Below are 17,240 nucleotides of genomic sequence, written 5' to 3' on the forward strand. Positions count from 1 at the left end.
TGTTAATGACCTTGCCGGCGCTGCTTCGAGAACGCTTATCATTGCCACTGATCGCGTCGCCGATGTTCATCGTCTCCCAGCCCGCGCTGGTAGTCGCACAGTGCAGGGCCGGGATCGTGGGATCCTTCCCGTCCCTCAACGCCCGGCCTTCAGGTGTATTCGAGGATTGGCTTCAACTTCTGAACCGCGAACTGACTGATCAGGACGCGCCATTCGCCGTCAACCTCATTGTCCATAAAACGAACGCCCGGCTGGAAGAAGATCTTGCGCTCTGCGTGAAATATCGCGTTCCGGTTGTGATCACCTCTTTAGGCGCCCGCACTGACGTCAATGAGGCTGTGCACAGCTATGGTGGCATCGTCCTCCATGATGTCATCAACAATATGTTCGCCAGGAAGGCCGTCGAAAAGGGGGCTGACGGACTGATCGCGGTTGCGGCGGGGGCAGGGGGCCATGCAGGTACTTTGTCGCCATTCGCCCTGGTCGAGGAAATCCGCGCCTGGTTTGATGGTCCTTTGATCTTGTCGGGGGCCATCGCGACGGGCCGTTCGATCGCCGCCGCCCAGATGATGGGGGCTGATTTGGCCTATATGGGGTCAGCTTTCATTGCGACCGAAGAGGCGAATGCGGACCAAAGATACAAGCAGATGATCGTGGACAGCAGTTCAGGCGACATCGTCTATTCCGACTATTTTACCGGCGTCCTCGGCAATTACCTACGGCCTAGCATCACGGCAGCTGGTTTCGATGCAGACAGGTTGCCGCAAGCCAGAGACATGGACATCGCTTCCATGGCCGAAGAGGACAAAAAGGCCTGGAGGGACATATGGGGCGCGGGTCAAGGAATAGGCGCGGTTCAGAAAATTCAGCCCGCTGCTTTGCTCATTCAGGAGCTTAAAGCTCAATACAGGGCCGCGGTTATGGCGTTCCAACTACAGGAAGGCGCGTAATTCACGCATGAAGGAGTCGAATTGATCATGATGCAGCCAATGGCCTGCATCGGCAAACTCCACCAACCGCGCATCCTGGAAATGGGCTGCCCTACCGTCCTCGACCGGGTTGGATGCCCAACTGTCCAGACCCAGGCATAGCAGGACGGGACAAATGATCCGCTCCCAGAAATCAGGGAGATCATGGTCCGTCATGTCCTGGGGCGGGAAATGGCGCAGATAAGGATCAAACTTCCATTCATAGCTGCCGTCTTCATTACGATTGACGCCGTGTGCGGTCAGATGGAGCGCCTGCTCGCCTGACAGATGGTCGTTTCTCTCTCGCATACGCGCAACGGCGGCCTCGAGCGTAGGATAGTTGCGTGAGGGTTTGCGAGCGCTTGCGCGACGCCGCTCTATCCATTCGCGCCAGCGATCGGGAGCAGGATGGGTGGCCTTTTCCTGAAGAGCATCGGGAGAAAGGCCAAGTCCTTCGATGGCGACCAACCGGTCTATGCGGTCCGGGAAGAGCCCCGCATAGCGCAAGGCGATAGATCCTCCGAGTGAATGGCCGACCAGAATGACCTTGTCGCGGCTGACCAGATCAACAAGCTGCGCAAGATCATAGACGAAATCCGCCATCGAATAGGTCCCTGCGGCTGACCAGGCGCTGTCACCATGGCCTCGAAGATCAAGGGCCACGATATGGAAGTCGCGCGCGAGTGCACGCGCTGTCCAGTCCCAGCTGCGCGCATGATCGAGCGCTCCGTGAACCAGGATCAAGGTGGGGGCTGACCGATTGCCCCAGTCCACATAATGGAGGCGAGTACGCAACGAAGTGAAGAAATGCGATGTCGGGCTCAACGGAGCAATGGGGTCGGCATGTTCGCTCACGGGTGATGCAAAAGTGGGAGTAATATTCATGTTTTCAGGCGCGCTCCCCGATTCTGGACCGGCTGCATCATAACGCAGCTGTTATAACAGATTCTCGGGAGAATTGATGGCGATAATGAGCAAAGGTCTCATCCTGCCGTACCAATTTGGGAGCAGATTTAAGTTAGCCATAGCTCTCAAAAATCGGGGGATCGTCCAAACGGGATTACGCGCTCAGCAGAGGACTCATGACGGGCAATAGACAGCATGCGGGCCAGTTCAGCTTGCTTGAAGGGCTTGTCGAGCCGCAACCGCTTGGTGGCGTGCGGCGGCAGTTCGGCATAGCCCGTGATGATGATGACGGGTAGACCCGGATGAATTTCATCCAGCGCATCGGCCAGCTGCGCGCCTGTCATATTGGGCATGGCGTGGTCGGTGATGACAAGGTCTACCTCGCCTTCGGCCAGCATGCGCAGCGCGTCCGCGCCGGAACCAGCCTGAAATACCGTATGTCCCAACTCCTCCAGCATACCTGCGGTGTTCGTCAGCACCAGGTCGTCATCATCGACGGCCAATATGACCAAGGGTTGATCGCTCAGGGTGAGGATGGACGGGGCGGGACGTTCCTCATCCGTCGCATTTGCATCCTCTTTGGCGACAGGGAGCCAAAGCGAGACAGTCGTGCCGCTCCCGCGCTCGCTTGAGATGATCAGCGATCCACCGCATTGCTCAGCAAAGCCGTGGACCATGGACAGGCCCAAGCCAGTTCCCTTGCCAATCCCCTTGGTGGTGAAGAAAGGCTCCCGGGCGCGCGCGAGCGTATCCTCATCCATCCCTTCCCCTTCATCGATGACGGAGAGGCGTACATAATGTCCGGTAGGCAGGTCAGGCCGCTGTTCTGCCAGCAAATGGGCTTCGGCGCCTTCGACAATGATCCGGCCGCCACCCGGCATGGCATCACGTGCATTGACGGCCAAATTCAGCAACGCCAGTTCTAGTTGCGCCGGATCAGCATGCGCCGAACTGAGCGAAAGGGGAAAGCGGGTTTCGATCGTGACCGTCGATCCCAGAGTGGATTTCAATAGTCCGGCCATGTTCCGGACCAGCGCGATGCAGTCGACGCTGCCAAGTTTCAGTTCCTGACGCCGCGCGAACGCCAGCATGCGTTGGGTCAAGGTGGCGCCTCGATCCGCTGCCGTCATGGCATTGTCGATGTAGCGTGAAATGTCGCCCCCGGTTTCGAGCCGCTGCCTCGCCAAATCCAGACTTCCGACGATGACGGCGAGCAGGTTATTGAAGTCGTGGGCGACGCCGCCCGTCAGCTTGCCGATCGCGTCCATCTTCTGGGACTGGAAGATGGCTTCCCGCGCTTCTTCCAAAGCCAACTGGGTTTCGCGCCGTTCGGTGAGGTCGCGTGTGATCTTTGCAAAGCCTATCAGCTCACCCATGGGGCTGCGAATGGCGTCGATAACGACATTGGCCCAAAAGCGCGAGCCATCCTTGCGAATGCGCCAGCCTTCCGCTTCGAACCGGCCCTCTCTCGACGCAGTCTCCAAGGCGCGGGAGGGAATTCCGGCCATCCGATCTTCTTCGGAATAGAAGCGGGAGAAATTCTGGCCTAGGATTTCGTCGGCGGTATAGCCCTTGAACCGTGCTGCTCCGGCATTCCAGCTGGTTATCGTGCCGACAGCGTCAAGCATGTAGATGGCGTAGTCGGTTACGCTTTCGACCAGCAGGCGAAATCGTTCCTCGCTCGCCTTCAATGCATCTTCCGCAGCGCGGCGTTCCGTTAGATCGCGTGTAACCTTGGCAAAACCTATCAACGTGCCGCCGGGATCCCGGATCGGATCGATGACGACGCTGGCCCAGAACCTGCCTCCGTCCTTGCGTACGCGCCATCCTTCGGCTTCGAACCGGCCATCCCGCTCGGCTGTTTCCAGTGCGAGAGCGGGAATGCCCGCTGCCTGATCTTCCGGTGTGTAGAAGCGGGAAAAGTGCTGACCAACGATTTCGTCGGCCTCATATCCCTTGAACCTGCGCGCGCCTGCATTCCAGCTGACGATCGTGCCATTGGTCGAAAGCATGTAGATCGCGTAGTCAGTGACGCTCTGGACAAGCAACTCGAAGCGGTTTCCAGAGAACTCCGGCGCCGCCGTGCTCATAATTTCCCCATTAAGTTATTCTATCTTCTCGAATCCATCAAACACGCCGGATCGTCCATCGTTCCGTTAGCGAACCGCTTTGTAATGCGGCATCAGCCATCCCACTATTAATTAAAGCATATTTTTCCACGTTTGAGGGAGTTGAAGGTCGGACCGCTTGAAATTGAGGTTCCAGGTCGTTGACCTTGCAATGTTCAGCGGCTAATTCCCGGCAGCGCGCGGGTGTAGCTCAATGGTAGAGCATTTGCTTCCCAAGCAAGTGACGAGGGTTCGATTCCCTTCACCCGCTCCATGTCGTCCATCATCAACCGACCTGCCGCTTGGCGAGCTTTCGCGCCAGGGTGCGGCGATGCATACCGAGGCGGCGGGCCGCTTCGGATATGTTGAAGTCGCTGTCCTTCAGCACTTCATGGATATGTTCCCACTCGAGCGTCTTGATCGATGTCGGACGCGGGGCGAGGGGCGTCGATGGATCGCCAGAGGAGCGGGCGAATGCCGCTTCGATGTCATCGGTATTTGAAGGCTTGGCGAGATAATGGGATGCGCCGAGCTTGATCGCTTCGACGGCTGTCGCGATGCTGGCAAAACCTGTGAGGACGACGATCAGCGTCTCGGGATCATGGGCGTGGAGGGTCTGGACGCAGACGAGGCCGGATTCTGCGCCGAGCTTTAAATCGACTACCGCAAATTGAGGCTGATGCTGTTCGAGCAGCGTCACGAGCGCTGCGTGGCTGTCGGCGGTCAGGACTTGGTAGCCGCGCCGCTCGAAGGACCGCTTGAGGGTTTTGACAAAAGCCTCGTCGTCTTCGACCAGGATGAGCAGCCGGTCATCTGCCATCATCGTGACTCCTCCAATCCGACGGTGCTTAATGGAAGGCGGAGCAGGACAAGTGCGCCGCCGTCCGCGCCGTTGCTGGCGGATACATTGCCGCCGAGTTTACGCACCACGTTCACGACCAGGAAGAGGCCAAGGCCGCTGCCTTGCTTCCCCTTGCTCGAACGGTAGGGCTTGCCGAAATCGGCGAGCATCTGTTCGCTGAACCCCTTGCCATTGTCACGAACGGCGATGTTGAGCGATGTGCTGTCGCGCCCGACCAGAAGATCGATATAGGTGGCGCCAGCTTCGCGGGCGTTGTCGAGCAGATTTGTGATGGCCTGGCGAATAACGGGATCGGCGATGATGCGGGGATAATCGTGGGGGCCGAAATCGCAGCGGAGGGGAATTCCGGGATTTGTGGAGCGCCAGCTTTGGGCGATTTCAAGAAGGAAGTCGCGAATTGGCGTGACTTTTGGAGCTTCGCCCCGGGCTTCTCCTGAGGAAATGAGAATGCCTGTCAATATCTGTTTGCAGCGTTGGACGGCGGTCTGCATTTCGCCGACCTCTTCGAGAAGGGAAGGGTGGGCGATGATTTCGGGCATGTGGCGCCAGTCGCCCAGCACGACGGCGAGCTGGGAGAGGGGGGTGCCGAGTTCGTGGGCGGCGCCGGATGCGAGGAGGCCCATGCGGACGATATGTTCTTCCTCAGCGGCTTGCTGGCGCAACTGGGCGAGATAGGCCTCGCGCGCCTGAAGGTTGCGGGTCATGCGGCTCATGAAGAGGACCAGCAGCACCGCGATCATGGCGAGGCAGATCCAGGTCCCGAGAATATGCAGATCGAAGAGGCGCCCCTCCAGCGCATCGGTAAGATCCAGCGGCCGATAGACGAGAGACAGCATCGCGGCGCAGAGCAGGGACAGGAGAACGATGCCCCAGATGCTCCAGCGATCGAGCAGGACGGCGCCGAGCGCCACCTGGAGAAGGTAGAGCGCGATGAAGGGATTGGTCGCGCCGCCGCTGAGATACAGCTGGGTGGTAAGCAACAGCACGTCGAAGACGAGCGCCAGGAACAGCTCTGCACGGGCCACATCGGTCCGGCGGCGCAGCGTGGCGAAGGTCGCGATATTGACGGCCGCCGCGATCGAGGCGACGAGCAGCATGGCGGCAACGGGCAAGCGGATGCCCATGGCCCAATGCACAAAAAGGATGGTGGCGACTTGCCCTGCTATGGCGATCCAGCGAAGCTGGGCGAGCAGCGCCATATTCTTGCGCCCGGCGGCATCCGCAGGCCATTGGCCGGGGAGCAGGCGGGCGCCGGTGGACAGCCACCCTTTCAAGACCGTCTTTCCTTCCACAACTGGCGCATGACGAAGATGTACGCGCCAGCCGCCATCGCCGCCAGCGCGAACCATGTAAGGGCGTAGGAAAGATGGCTGTTGGGGAAGGTGAGGACGGTAAGGCCGCCCACAGGTAGCGATGCCGGAGAACCGCTGCGTTCGGCGTCGATGAAATAATTGGCGACCGGCGGGCGAAGCTGACGCGCGCGGGCAATGGCCGCCACATCGCGCGAATACCAGCGGTTTGCGGCAGGATCGTTGGAGCGCAGGAAGCCGCCGCCCGGCTCGCTAAGCCGCATCAGCCCGGTTACGCGGACTTGCCCGCCGGGCCTGGAAAAGCGGGCGCGAGCCTCCGGCGGCACGAAGCCGCGGTTGACGAGCAGGGTGAAGCCGCAATCCGTGACGAGCGGGGTCAGGACCCAAAAGCCTGCGCCGCGCGCGGTCGATGCCTGCACCAGAGTCGCGTGGCCGTGCAGGAACCGGCCAGTCACGATCACGCGGCGATAGGCGTCATCGCCGCTGGCCGAAGGAGGAGCGGGGACGGGCGCTGCATGGACGCGGCTTTCGACCTTTTCGATCAGGTCACGCTTCCATGCGAGGCGATTCACTTGCCAAAGCCCCAAGCTGACCAGCCCCGCGACCGCAAGAAGCGCGGCCATCGAGAACAGGATCAGGAACCCCGCCGAGCCACGGCGGGGCGGATGGTCTGTCACGGCATCTGGCTCATGTCATGCACGCTCATATCCTGCATCTGCGGCATCATATTGTGATTGAGGTGATACATGACCCAGATGGAGCCGGCGAGCGTGATGACGACCAGCACGATCGTGAAGATCAGCGCCAGCATCGTCCAGCCGCCTTCCGACCGAGTATTCATGTGCAGGAAGTAGATCATGTGCACCAGGATCTGAACGACCGCGAAGCCCATGATGGTGAAGGCGGTCAGTTGCGGATCGCCCAGCACCCCGGTCATGACGAGCCAGAAGGGGATGGCCGTCAGGATGACCGACAGGCCGAACCCGATCATGTAGCTGCCGAAGGTGCCATGGGCAGGCGCCTGCCCATGATGATCGTCGTGATGGCTGTGGCCGTGCGCGCTCATCGCAGCATCCCCATGAGATAGACGAAGGTGAAGACGCCGATCCAGACGACGTCGAGGAAGTGCCAGAACATGCTGAGGCACATCAGGCGGCGCTGGTTGGCGGGGATCAGGCCCTTTTTCGCGACCTGCGCCATCAGCGTCACCAGCCAGATGATGCCGAAGGTGACGTGCAGGCCGTGCGTGCCGACCAGCGCGAAGAAGGCCGACAGGAAGCCCGACCGCATCGGGGTCGCGCCTTCATGGATGAGGTGGGCGAATTCGTAGAGCTCGATGCCGAGGAAGGCGAGGCCGAACAGTCCGGTGATGGCCAGCCAGCCCTGCGTAGCAGCCACCCGGTTCTTTTCCATCGCCAGCATGGCAAAGCCATAGGTGATGGACGAGAAGAGCAGCATCGCTGTGTTGAGGGCCACCAGCGGCAGGTCGAACAGATCCTTGGGGCCTGGACCCGCCGCATAATTGCCGCCGAGGACCGCATAGGTCGCGAATAGGCAGGCGAAGATGAGGCAGTCGCTCATCAGGTAGATCCAGAAGCCCAGCATGGTGCTGGACCCTTCCGGATGATGAGGCTCATGTTCCAGGTGGAAGAGCGGATTGCCGTCCTTGTCGAGGAAAGCGGCGTCTACGGTAGGTGCGCTTGCCATGGTGTTAGCCCTGCATCGCGAGACTGCGCGTGCGCTCGCCCTCTGTGCTTTCGACCACATCCTCGGGGATGTAGAAGTCGCGCTTGTAGTTGAAGGTGTGGCCGATCGCGACGGCGAGGATGCCGATGAAGCTCAAGCCCGCGAGCCACCACATGTACCAGATCATGCCGACGCCGAAGGCCACGGAGAGCCCAGCAAGGATGACGCCGGTGCCCGTGTTGCTGGGCATGTGGATCGGTTCAAAGCCGGAGACAGGACGCTGGTAGCCGCGCTTCTTCATGTCCGCCCATGCATCGCCGTCATGGATGACGGGGGTGAAGGCGAAGTTATAGTCCGGCGGCGGCGAGCTGGTCGCCCATTCGAGCGTCCGGCCATCCCAGGGATCGCCAGTGGTGTCGCGCAGCTTGTCACGGTTCATGATGCTGACGGCGAACTGGATGAACATGCAGGCGATGCCGGCCGCGATCATGACGGCGCCAAGCGCGGCGATCTGGAACCAGATCTGCAAGCTTGGATCATCGAACACGCGCATGCGGCGGGTGACGCCCATCAGGCCCAGGACATAGAGCGGCATGAAGGCCACCCAGAACCCGACGACCCACAGCCAGAAGCTGCGCTTGCCCCACTTGGTCTCCAGCTTGAAGCCGAACGCCTTTGGCCACCAATAGTTGATTGCCGCGAACAGGCCGAACAGCACGCCGCCGATGATCACATTGTGGAAGTGCGCGATCAGGAACAGCGAGTTGTGCAGGACGAAGTCGGCAGGTGGCACCGCGAGCAGCACGCCGGTCATGCCGCCGACCACGAAGGTCAGCATGAAGGCGACCGTCCACATCATCGGCAGTTCAAACCGGATGCGGCCGCGATACATGGTGAACAGCCAGTTGAAGAGCTTGGCCCCGGTCGGGATGGAAATGACCATCGTCGTGATGCCGAAGAAGCTGTTGACGCTGGCGCCGGAGCCCATGGTGAAGAAGTGGTGCAGCCAGACGAGATAGCTCAAGATAGCGATGACAACCGTCGCATAGACCATCGAGGAATAGCCGAAGAGGCGCTTCGACGAGAAGGTCGAGGTGACTTCGCTGAACACGCCGAACAGCGGCAGGATGAGGATGTAGACCTCCGGATGGCCCCAGATCCAGATGAGGTTCACATACATCATGGGATTGCCGCCCATGTCGTTGGTGAAGAAGGCCGTGCCGACATAGCGGTCGAGGCTGAGCAGCGCGAGAACGGCGGTCAGCACCGGGAAGGCGGCGACGATCAGGATGTTGGAGCAGAGCGAGGTCCAGACGAAGATCGGGAGCTTCATCATCGACATGCCCGGCGCGCGCATCTTCACGATGGTCGCGATCAGGTTGACGCCCGATAACAGCGTGCCGATGCCTGCTATCTGAAGGCCCCAGATATAATAATCGACGCCGACCCCTGGACTGTAGGCGATACCCGACAGCGGCGGATAGGCGAGCCAGCCGGTGCGCGCGAATTCACCCACGAACAGCGACATCATGGTGATGACAGCGCCCGCCGTCGTCATCCAGAAGCTGAAATTATTGAGGAAGGGGAAGCTGACGTCGCGGGCGCCGATTTGCAGCGGGACCATATAGTTCATGATCCCGGTGATCATCGGCATTGCGACGAAGAAGATCATGATGACGCCGTGCGCCGTGAAGATCTGATCATAATGATGCGCGTTCAGATAGCCTTCGGACCCGTTGAACGCCCATGCCTGTTGCAGGCGCATCATGATGGCGTCGGCGAAACCGCGCAGGAACATGATGAGGCCGAGGATCATGTACATGATGCCGATGCGCTTGTGATCGACGGTGGTGAACCAGTCGCGCCACAGCCAGCCCCACAGGCGATATTTGGTGACGATGCCAAGGATCGCGACGCCGCCGATCACGACAGCGACGAAGGTGCCCATGACGATCGGTTCATGGACCGGCACTGCGCTCCAGTCGAGGCGACCGAAGATCAGTTTCCAGATGCCGCTATTTTCGGATGCGGGATGAGGGGACATGGGGTCAGGGCCTTGGTGGGAATGGGTGGGGAAGGGAGGTGCGCGACACCCCGCATATTTCGTCATGCTGAACTTGTTTCAGCATCCATTGCGCCTTCGAGAATGGAGTCGCGTGTGGAATAATGGATCCTGAAACAAGTTCAGGATGACGGTGGGATGGAGAAGGCATGGCGTTCACATTCCCTCATGCCCATGATGACCGCCCGCATGCCCATCGGCATCCTTCTGTCCGGGCGCTTGGTTGCCTCGTTCGGCAGGCGTGCGCTGTGCGGCTGGCGTCATGCCGGAAGGCTGGGCGATCTCGCCCTTCTTGCCAGGCTCCACCGGATGGTAGCCGCCCACGTCGATCGTGCCGTCATGACGCAGCCCTTCGGTGTCATGCGCCGATTCCTTGCCCGCGCCGCCGTGCATGTCGGTCATCATGACCTCATCCATGCAGCGCTTGCCGGGCTGGGCGCACATGTTGACTGCGGCGTGGAACAGCTTGGGCTCGACGCCTGCGAAATACATGGGCGGCACCTTTTCGCTGGGCTGTTCCAGCTTCACATAGGTGGCGCGGTCGAGCTTCGCGTTGCTGGACTTCACCTGCGCGACCCATTTGTCGAACCCGGCCTGGTCCATCGCCTTGAAGCGGAAGCGCATGTTGGAGAAGCCCGCGCCGGAATAGTTGGCGGAGAAGCCTTCGAAATTGCCCGGTTTGTTGGCGACGGCGTGAAGCACCGTCTGCATGCCGGGCATGGCGTAGATTTGTCCCGCGAGGGCGGGCACGAAGAAGCTGTTCATGAGCGTCGCGGAGGTGATCTTGAACTCGATCGGCTGATCGACGGGCGCGGCGAGTTCGTTCACCGTGGCGATGCCGAGTTCAGGATAGATAAACAGCCATTTCCAATCGAGCGCGACCACTTCGACCTGAAGTCGCTTGGCGGCGGGATCGACCTTGCGCTCATGATCGATGCGTTCGATCGGGCGGTAGGGATCGAGCAGGTGGGTGCTGGTCCAGGTGATGGCGCCGAGCGCGATGATGATCAGCAGCGGGGCTGACCAGATCAGCAGCTCAAGGCTGGTCGAATGGTCCCAATCGGGATCATAATCCTTCGCCTGCGCCTTTTCCCGGTAGCGCCATGCGAACCAGATGGTGGTGGCCATCACCGGCAGGATGATGAGCAGCATGAGCAGGGTAGAGATGATGATCAGATCGCGCTGCTGCACTGCGACATCGCCTGCCGGCGACATGACCACCCAGTTGCACGCGCCGAGCGGCAGCAGCAGCAAGGGCGCGAGTCGGCGCGGAAAAGCTCGGGAAAGGAGGCGAGGACGTGCGGTCATGATGCCCGCATAAGGGGGTGGAGTGGCGATCGACATTGGACCTTTTGTCCTATCCCCTCGCAGGCGCAAAATAGGGCAATGGCCTTTCGACCACCGGGGCGATTCGCTATGCTGCAACGATGTTGGGCATGGATCGTTCCCGCAGCATGAAGGCTTGCCCCGACCGATGAACGCCGCGACCACCACGCCATCCTCCACGCAGATGGAGCGCGACGCACGCCTCGTCACCGCGCGAGATCACAAGGTCGCGCCGGGCGAAATCGCGATCGGCGTGATCATCGGGCGGACGTCGGAATTTTTCGACTTCTTCGTCTATGCGATCGCGTCGTGCATCGTGTTTCCGGCGCTGGTCTTTCCCTATTTGAGCCCCTTGGAGGGGACGCTCTGGTCCTTCGCCATCTTTGCGCTGGCATTCGTGACGCGGCCGATCGGGTCGTTCATCTTCATGGCGGTGGACAGGGCTTATGGGCGGGGCGTGAAGCTCACCATCGCGCTGTTCCTGCTCGGCGGATCGACGGCGTTCATCGCTTTCCTGCCGGGCTATGACACGATCGGCATATGGTCGGCGGTGCTGCTGGCGGTGTTCCGGGCTGGGCAGGGCGTGGCGCTCGGCGGGACATGGGACGGGCTTGCGTCGCTGCTGTCGCTCAATGCGCCGCAGAACAAGCGTGGCTGGTACGCGATGATGCCGCAGCTCGGCGCGCCGCTGGCGCTGCTGGTGGCGAGCGGGCTGTTCGCTTTCTTCCTGTCCGTGCTATCGGACGCGGATTTCCTGGCGTGGGGGTGGCGCTATCCGTTCTTCGTGGCGTTCGCGATCAACGTGGTGGCGCTGTTCGCGCGGTTGCGGATCGTGGTGACGCATGAGTTCGAGCGGCTGTTCGAAGCGCGGGAGTTGCAGCCTTCGCCCGTGCTGGAGACGGTGCGGACGGACGGGCGGAACATCGTGATCGGCGCCTTCGCCCCGCTGGCGAGCTTTGCGCTGTTCCACATGGTGTCGGTGTTCCCGCTGTCGTGGATCGCGCTTTACACGAAGCAGCCGCTGGAACGCTTCCTGGTGATCGAGGCGATCGGCGCAAGCGTCGGCGTGCTGGCGATCATCGTGTCGGGGTTTGTCGCCGACATGGTGGGACGGCGCAAGCTGCTGGCATGGTCGGCGGCGGGCATCGGGATATTCAGCATCGCCGCGCCGCTGCTGCTCGATGGCGGTGAGCTGGCGGAGATCGCCTTCATGATCCTGGGGTTCATGCTGCTGGGATTGAGCTTTGGCCAGTCTTCGGGCGTGGTCGCCTCCAATTTCTCGACGGCGACGCGCTATACCGGGTCGGCGCTGACTTCGGACCTTGCATGGTTGGTGGGCGCTGGCTTTGCGCCGCTGGTGGCGCTGGCGCTGTCGGTCACGTTCGGGCTGGCGGCGTCGGGCGCTTATCTTTTCTCCGGCGCGGTTGTGACGGGGCTGGCGTTGTTCATCAACAAGGAGCTGGCGGGCAAGGACCGCTAAGCCGCCGCTTGCCGCATCCGCTCTAGTGCCTTACGGTCGAACCAGCCAGTCGGGCCGGAGCGGGGAGCGAGGCGGGGGAGCCATGCGGCGTAGAGGCTGCGCAGTTCGCGCGGCAGGCCATCTGGCCCTTCGCGATCCATGATGTCCGAGACGATGCGGTTCTGGAAGAAGCGCAACGAATAGTTGGTCATCCGCCTATACTGCATGCGCCAGCTTGATGGGTTAGTGAGGCGCACCGGTTCGCAGAGGAAACCTGCCTCTTCACAAGCGAAGACGCGGTCACGCTGCCAAGCGGCGTCGGTTTGAAGGTCGGTATGAGCCCAGGCCGCGACGAGGCCATCGTCACCGATCAGATCATCGGGCAGTCGCAAGCCGCGGTCGCGGATGCGGTTCACGAATTGGCCTGAAAGCGCATAGAGATCGCCAAACAGGCCGCCGTCCGTGGTCAGAAGATGGCGGTAATGCGCAGCCATGCGGCCGTTGAGCGGCATGCCAGCTGCTGCATTGATGCCTTCCTGTCCTACAGCCCGCGCCAATGCGTCGATGGAGCCGGATGCGATGTGGGCATCACCATCAAGGAGGATGACGGCTTTGTCGTTTCCGTCGAGCAGATCATGGATGAGGTGGTTCCAGGTCCGCGACTTGCCGCCCCGAGCGATGTCATGGACATGGATATTGGCTCGCCCTGCCGCTTCTTCCCGAGCGCGCACAGCCGTGGCGTCGGTCGAGCCGTTTACGAGGACATGATAGACGGTGTCCGCCCGATCCAGCGGGAGCGAGGCAAGACATGTGCCGATCCGCCGTTCTTCCTGATGGGCGAAGATGCCGACGGCAATAGCCATGATGTCAGCGGAAGTCCCAACCCTGCTGGCCATGATCTGCCTGATCGAGGCCCTCTGCCGCTTCCTCGCCGCTAAGGCGCATGGGTAGTGCGGCCGATAGCATCAGCGCGACGATGGTGGTCCCCGCCATGGACCAGAGCGCGACGGCTATGACGCCCGCAAACTGGCTGAGCATGGCTGTGGAGAAGCTGACATCGGCTTCGAACCCGACGCCGCCCAGAAAGGGCTGAACGAAGAGCGGGAGCAGCAAGGCGCCGATGAGGCCCCCAAGCCCATGGAGCAGGAAGACAGACGCCGGATCATCGACGCCGCGTCCGAACGCGGCCTTGGCAATGCGGCAGAGCAGCGCAGAGGCGAGGCCGATCAGCATTGCCCCGCCCGGGCCGGAGAGGGCCGCAGAGGCGGAGATGGCGGCGAGGCCAGCGATGGCGCCGGACATGATGCCGGTGGCGCTAACGCGGCCCCTTGCCGCCCGATCCGACAGTGCCCATGCGAGCGCGCCTGCGCAGGCGGCGAAATGCGTGTTGAGGATGGCGGTGGCGGCGTTGTCGGTCGCGCCGAGGGCCCAGCCGCCGGAGAGCCCGGCCCAACCGATCCAGATCAACGCCCCACCCGCGAGGCTGAGGACAGGCGCGTGGTTCGTTGCAGCCTGCCGGGGTTGGCGGCCGAGGATCAGGGAGAGCGCAAGCGCGGAAAAGCCCGCGCTCATGTGAATGACAATGCTGCCGGAGAAATCGATCACGCCGAGCCTTGCCAGCCATCCGCCGCCCCAGATGCCATGCACCAGCGGAGCATAGACGATGAGCAGCCAGAGCGGGGCAAGGGCCGCCGTCCAGCCGAAGCGCGCGCGTCCGGCGGTGGCGCCGGGGAGAAGGCAGACGGCAAACAGTGCGAGCGCCATCTGGAACAGGACGAAGGCGGATTCCGGAACGGTAAGCCCCTCTTTCAGCGTCCCAAGATCGGCGAGCAAGAGGTTGGCTCCGCCGCCGAGCCAGGTGCTGCCGGGAGCGAAGCTGAGGCTATATCCGGCGATCGCCCAGGCGAGTGATGCGCCTGCGGCGACGATGAGGATCTGGGTGCTTGCCGAGAGCGCGCTGCGGACATTGACGAGGCCCGCGTGGCGCAACAGCAGGCCGGGCAGGCCCGCGATCAATATGAGGATGGCGCAGAGGATCGTCCAGGCGGTGTCCCCGCTGTCCGCGACGGCCACCGCAACCTGCGCTTCGGCCGTTTGGGGCGAGGCCATGAAGAGGAAGAGGAGGAGGGCGCGAGCGAACATGGGACGATCCGGCAATATCAGGTGCCGGATGGTTTATGCTGTGGCGGTAAAGACTTTGATAAGCTTGATGGGAGGGTGATTTTTGGGGTGGCTGAGGAGCTGTGATTATTTAGCTTACTCAAGCTTTGCTCGGGCTGAGCTTGCCGAGGCCCATTCTTAAAGCCCATTTTTAGAGGAAGTAGCCCTTCGACAGGCTCAGGGCGAACGGGGCTGGGTGGATGTGCGAACGGGGGTTGGCGGGCAGGTGAGGATCCGCGAACCCGCCGGGTCAAGACGCCGCCGCGCTCTAGTAGGCTTCGCCGCCGCAAGTGATGCGGCCCGTGCCGCGATTTTCGACCTGGCAGGCGGCCTTGCCAGCGATGGTGACGTCGCCTGAACCGGATGCGGAGATTTTGGCGGTGACATCGGCGGTCAGCGCGACGTTGCCGGGCCCGTCATTGCTGACCGTCGCCTGGCGAGCGCGCAGGCCCTCGGCAGCGACTGCGCCGGGACCATTCACACGTACCGCCGCGACAGCCGCTCGCCCCGCCAGCGTCGCGCGGCCTGCGCCAGCGACGCCAAGGCTGAGTTGATCGACGTCCACCGTCGCGACACTGACGTCGCCGTTGCCGCCAAGCACGATCTCTCCGCGCAAGCCCTTCATCCTGCTGACCGAGATGGAGCCTCCGCCGGTCAGCACCAGCCTTTCAAGCATGCCGGTCGACAGCCGCACGGTGGCGCGGCCGCCGCTCTTTTCGCCAGGCCGGGCGCGATCCATCCTGATCGTCAGCAGCCGTCCCGACACATCGATGTGCAGCCGTTCGATCAGCGACTGGTCGCCATCGACCTTGGCCGACGCGCCAGCACCGGTGGTGATGATCACTTCCACGGGCGCGTCCACCCGGATCGCGTCGAAGCTGGTGATGGTATAGCCGCGAGTCGCAGCCACGGCCTGCAAAGGCAGCAGCAGCCAGGCGGCTGTGATCATGAGACGTAAGGGATTTCGCGGTGGACCTGGCATGGTGCCGCCTTTAGCCGCGAAACGCTTTCCACAAGGTTGATGGCGCCATCTTCCTGGACGGCCTTTGACGGTCACGTCCGCCGGACTGCCAAGGCCAGGCCTCGTCAGGCGAGCCCTACTTCCTTCAGCGGGACCGAGGAGTCGGCCAGTTGCGCCTGGTCGAGAACGGCGCCCGACAGGATGTGGGCGCGGCCCTGCACATAGTCCTTGACCGCATTCACGCAGTCGAGGGCGATGAGCTTGCCCGCCTTCAGATACAGGACCGAGAAGCTGCGCGTGGCCGGATCGCCACGCAGGATGGTCTGGTCATGGCCGATGGAAAGGCCGACGGTCTGAAGCTTCAGGTCATATTGGTTGGACCAGAACCAGGGGACAGCGTCATAGGCCTCTTCCTTGCCCATGATGTGGGCGACGGCGGTCTTTGCCTGGTCGTTTGCGTTCTGCACCGACTCAAGGCGAAGCTGCGCGCCGCGTGCGAAGCGGTTGGCGTGCGATGCGCAGTCGCCAACGGCATAGATGTTGGGCAGGCTGGTGCGGCAATATTCATCGACATCGACGCCGTTGCCGCCCGCCGCGCCTGCCGCGATCAGCGGGCCCGTTTCGGGCACGATGCCGATACCGACGATCACCATGTCGGTTTCGACACGCTCGCCATCCTGCATGAGAACGGCGGTCGCCTTTCCGTCCTGCACCTCGATACAGTCCATCTTCGCGCCGGTGCGAAGGTCCACGCCATGGGCGCGATGTTCGGCTTCGTAGAAGCGGGACAGTTCTTCCCCGGCGACGCGGGCAAGAACGCGGTCCAGCGCTTCCAGCAGCACGACCTTCTTGCCGAACTTCGTGAGGACGGCGGCTGCTTCGAGGCCGATATAGCCGCCGCCGATCACGACGACATGGTCGATCTGGTCCATCTTCGCCATCATCGCGTCGACATCGTCGCGGCGGCGGACGGCATGCACGTTGGGCGCGTCGGCCCCGTTGCACGTCAGCATGCGCGGACTGCCGCCGGTGCACCAGATGAGCTTGCCATAACCGATCTGCTCATTGCCGGCGGTGACCGTCTGCGCTTGCGGATCGATCGTCTTTACCCGGCGGCCGAGAAGCATGTCGACCTTGCGCTCTTCCCAGAAGGCGGCGGGGCGGATGAGGATGCGGTCGAAGCTCTTGTCGCCCGCAAAATATTCCTTCGACAGGGGCGGGCGTTCGTAGGGCGGGTATTTTTCGTCCCCGATCATGGCGACGGACCCTTCAAAGCCGAGTTGACGAAGCGAAATCGCCGCCTGCGCGCCTGCATGGCCCGCGCCTACGATCAGAACGTCATAATGGCTCATCAGCCAGCATCCCCTCAGTCCAAGTTGCTGCCGTCCTTGACGCGCTTTCCCCGGGCTGACAAGGGGTGCCCAAGGCTTTT

The 17,240-nt window shown here is 62.0% G+C and carries 15 protein-coding genes and 1 tRNA gene; 3 read left to right on the forward strand and 13 right to left on the reverse strand.

Annotated features, from left to right (window positions below):
• The first annotated feature begins 5 nt into the window (after positions 1 to 5).
• Positions 6 to 950 (forward strand): NAD(P)H-dependent flavin oxidoreductase, encoded by a 945-nt coding sequence (locus NCHOL11_RS05325; protein ID WP_097091387.1) that lies wholly within the window; start codon positions 6 to 8, stop codon positions 948 to 950.
• Here NCHOL11_RS05325 and NCHOL11_RS05330 read toward each other — a convergent pair.
• Both NCHOL11_RS05330 and NCHOL11_RS05335 read right to left on the reverse strand, forming a co-directional pair.
• Positions 933 to 1,823, reverse strand: a complete 891-nt coding sequence (locus NCHOL11_RS05330; protein WP_255254724.1) for an alpha/beta fold hydrolase — start codon at positions 1,821 to 1,823, stop codon at positions 933 to 935. The two genes, NCHOL11_RS05325 and NCHOL11_RS05330, sit on opposite strands and share 18 nt — an antisense overlap.
• 176 nt (positions 1,824 to 1,999) lie before the next feature.
• Positions 2,000 to 3,964, reverse strand: a complete 1,965-nt coding sequence (locus NCHOL11_RS05335) for a hybrid sensor histidine kinase/response regulator (RefSeq protein WP_097091389.1) — start codon at positions 3,962 to 3,964, stop codon at positions 2,000 to 2,002.
• A gap of 218 nt (positions 3,965 to 4,182) precedes the next feature.
• Between NCHOL11_RS05335 and NCHOL11_RS05340 the strand changes: the two genes are divergently transcribed.
• Positions 4,183 to 4,256, forward strand: a tRNA-Gly gene (locus NCHOL11_RS05340).
• A 12-nt stretch (positions 4,257 to 4,268) separates the two neighbouring features.
• On the opposite strand, the gene NCHOL11_RS05345 is transcribed toward NCHOL11_RS05340, so the two are convergent.
• The 7 genes from NCHOL11_RS05345 to cyoA form a co-directional block, all read right to left on the reverse strand.
• Positions 4,269 to 4,802: a response regulator transcription factor gene (locus NCHOL11_RS05345; RefSeq protein ID WP_097092748.1), complete on the reverse strand. Its 534-nt coding sequence runs from the start codon at positions 4,800 to 4,802 to the stop codon at positions 4,269 to 4,271.
• On the reverse strand, positions 4,802 to 6,118 hold the full coding sequence (locus NCHOL11_RS05350) for an ATP-binding protein (RefSeq protein WP_255254725.1): 1,317 nt from the start codon (positions 6,116 to 6,118) through the stop codon (positions 4,802 to 4,804). Before NCHOL11_RS05350 ends, NCHOL11_RS05345 begins: the two co-directional genes overlap by 1 nt.
• Positions 6,115 to 6,777, reverse strand: coding sequence for an SURF1 family protein (locus tag NCHOL11_RS05355; protein ID WP_097092749.1), 663 nt, complete (start codon positions 6,775 to 6,777; stop codon positions 6,115 to 6,117). The genes NCHOL11_RS05350 and NCHOL11_RS05355 overlap by 4 nt, the downstream gene beginning before the upstream one ends.
• 50 nt (positions 6,778 to 6,827) lie before the next feature.
• Positions 6,828 to 7,220 carry a cytochrome o ubiquinol oxidase subunit IV gene (cyoD, locus tag NCHOL11_RS05360; protein ID WP_097091391.1) on the reverse strand — a complete coding sequence of 131 codons (393 nt, stop codon included), beginning with the start codon at positions 7,218 to 7,220 and terminating at the stop codon, positions 6,828 to 6,830.
• Positions 7,217 to 7,861: a cytochrome o ubiquinol oxidase subunit III gene (cyoC, locus tag NCHOL11_RS05365; RefSeq protein WP_097091392.1), complete on the reverse strand. Its 645-nt coding sequence runs from the start codon at positions 7,859 to 7,861 to the stop codon at positions 7,217 to 7,219. Before cyoC ends, cyoD begins: the two co-directional genes overlap by 4 nt.
• 4 nt (positions 7,862 to 7,865) lie before the next feature.
• Positions 7,866 to 9,884 (reverse strand): cytochrome o ubiquinol oxidase subunit I, encoded by a 2,019-nt coding sequence (gene cyoB / locus NCHOL11_RS05370; protein WP_097091393.1) that lies wholly within the window; start codon positions 9,882 to 9,884, stop codon positions 7,866 to 7,868.
• A gap of 174 nt (positions 9,885 to 10,058) precedes the next feature.
• Positions 10,059 to 11,210, reverse strand: coding sequence for a ubiquinol oxidase subunit II (gene cyoA / locus NCHOL11_RS05375; protein ID WP_097092750.1), 1,152 nt, complete (start codon positions 11,208 to 11,210; stop codon positions 10,059 to 10,061).
• Between the two features lie 166 nt (positions 11,211 to 11,376).
• Here cyoA and NCHOL11_RS05380 point away from each other — a divergent pair, with 166 nt between their 5' ends.
• Complete coding sequence (locus NCHOL11_RS05380) at positions 11,377 to 12,708, forward strand: MFS transporter (RefSeq protein ID WP_097091394.1); 1,332 nt, start codon at positions 11,377 to 11,379, stop codon at positions 12,706 to 12,708.
• On the opposite strand, the gene NCHOL11_RS05385 is transcribed toward NCHOL11_RS05380, so the two are convergent.
• The 4 genes from NCHOL11_RS05385 to NCHOL11_RS05400 form a co-directional block, all read right to left on the reverse strand.
• Positions 12,705 to 13,550, reverse strand: a complete 846-nt coding sequence (locus tag NCHOL11_RS05385; protein ID WP_097091395.1) for a glycosyltransferase — start codon at positions 13,548 to 13,550, stop codon at positions 12,705 to 12,707. The genes NCHOL11_RS05380 and NCHOL11_RS05385 overlap by 4 nt on opposite strands.
• A gap of 4 nt (positions 13,551 to 13,554) precedes the next feature.
• Positions 13,555 to 14,829 carry an ammonium transporter gene (locus tag NCHOL11_RS05390; protein WP_097091396.1) on the reverse strand — a complete coding sequence of 425 codons (1,275 nt, stop codon included), beginning with the start codon at positions 14,827 to 14,829 and terminating at the stop codon, positions 13,555 to 13,557.
• Positions 14,830 to 15,115: 286 nt separating this feature from the next.
• Positions 15,116 to 15,796 carry a GIN domain-containing protein gene (locus NCHOL11_RS05395; protein WP_255254726.1) on the reverse strand — a complete coding sequence of 227 codons (681 nt, stop codon included), beginning with the start codon at positions 15,794 to 15,796 and terminating at the stop codon, positions 15,116 to 15,118.
• A gap of 137 nt (positions 15,797 to 15,933) precedes the next feature.
• Complete coding sequence (locus tag NCHOL11_RS05400) at positions 15,934 to 17,160, reverse strand: NAD(P)/FAD-dependent oxidoreductase (protein WP_097091398.1); 1,227 nt, start codon at positions 17,158 to 17,160, stop codon at positions 15,934 to 15,936.
• Positions 17,161 to 17,240: the final 80 nt, after the last annotated feature.

The sequence above is a fragment of the Novosphingobium sp. Chol11 genome (genome assembly GCF_900218065.1).
GTDB classification, from domain to species: domain Bacteria; phylum Pseudomonadota; class Alphaproteobacteria; order Sphingomonadales; family Sphingomonadaceae; genus Sphingobium; species Sphingobium agri.

Bases quoted from the DNA above. Each gene is read 5' to 3' on its own strand.
- NCHOL11_RS05345 (WP_097092748.1), bottom strand. From the start codon at position 4,802: ATGGCAGATGACCGGCTGCTCATCCTGGTCGAAGACGACGAGGCTTTT.
- NCHOL11_RS05390 (WP_097091396.1), bottom strand. From the start codon at position 14,829: ATGTTCGCTCGCGCCCTCCTCCTCTTCCTCTTCATGGCCTCGCCCCAA.
- NCHOL11_RS05380 (WP_097091394.1), top strand. From the start codon at position 11,377: ATGAACGCCGCGACCACCACGCCATCCTCCACGCAGATGGAGCGCGAC.
- NCHOL11_RS05395 (WP_255254726.1), bottom strand. From the start codon at position 15,796: ATGATCACAGCCGCCTGGCTGCTGCTGCCTTTGCAGGCCGTGGCTGCG.
- NCHOL11_RS05400 (WP_097091398.1), bottom strand. From the start codon at position 17,160: ATGAGCCATTATGACGTTCTGATCGTAGGCGCGGGCCATGCAGGCGCG.
- cyoC (WP_097091392.1), bottom strand. From the start codon at position 7,861: ATGGCAAGCGCACCTACCGTAGACGCCGCTTTCCTCGACAAGGACGGC.
- NCHOL11_RS05325 (WP_097091387.1), top strand. From the start codon at position 6: ATGACCTTGCCGGCGCTGCTTCGAGAACGCTTATCATTGCCACTGATC.
- NCHOL11_RS05385 (WP_097091395.1), bottom strand. From the start codon at position 13,550: ATGGCTATTGCCGTCGGCATCTTCGCCCATCAGGAAGAACGGCGGATC.
- NCHOL11_RS05335 (WP_097091389.1), bottom strand. From the start codon at position 3,964: ATGAGCACGGCGGCGCCGGAGTTCTCTGGAAACCGCTTCGAGTTGCTT.
- cyoB (WP_097091393.1), bottom strand. From the start codon at position 9,884: ATGTCCCCTCATCCCGCATCCGAAAATAGCGGCATCTGGAAACTGATC.
- cyoD (WP_097091391.1), bottom strand. From the start codon at position 7,220: ATGAGCGCGCACGGCCACAGCCATCACGACGATCATCATGGGCAGGCG.
- NCHOL11_RS05355 (WP_097092749.1), bottom strand. From the start codon at position 6,777: ATGGCCGCGCTTCTTGCGGTCGCGGGGCTGGTCAGCTTGGGGCTTTGG.
- cyoA (WP_097092750.1), bottom strand. From the start codon at position 11,210: ATGACCGCACGTCCTCGCCTCCTTTCCCGAGCTTTTCCGCGCCGACTC.